At 77.4% G+C, this 234-nt stretch carries 1 pseudogene; it reads right to left on the bottom strand.

Annotation, left to right across the window (positions count from 1 at the left end):
- Positions 1 to 234, bottom strand: a pseudogene (locus tag J7E22_RS16915) (hypothetical protein); the annotation flags it as partial.

The following is a 234-nucleotide window of genomic DNA, read 5'->3' on the forward strand; positions in this document are numbered from 1 at the left end:
AACGCGAGTTCCCACGCCGCCGACGTCCGGAACGCCCGCGCCATCCGGCCCCGCTCGGCCGCCGGTGCCGCGACCGCGAGTGCCTCGACGCGCCGGGTGGCCTCCGCACTCGCCGCAGCGAAGCCCGGGTCGCCGTACGCCGTGATCCAGTCCGCGAACGGATGCCCCTCGGGAGCGCGCCCGAGCTGCTCGCCGACCCAGGCGTACACCCGGAAGCACGGCAGCACGGCGGCG

The organism is Curtobacterium sp. ISL-83 (assembly GCF_018613895.1).
Classification (GTDB): Bacteria; Actinomycetota; Actinomycetes; order Actinomycetales; family Microbacteriaceae; genus Curtobacterium.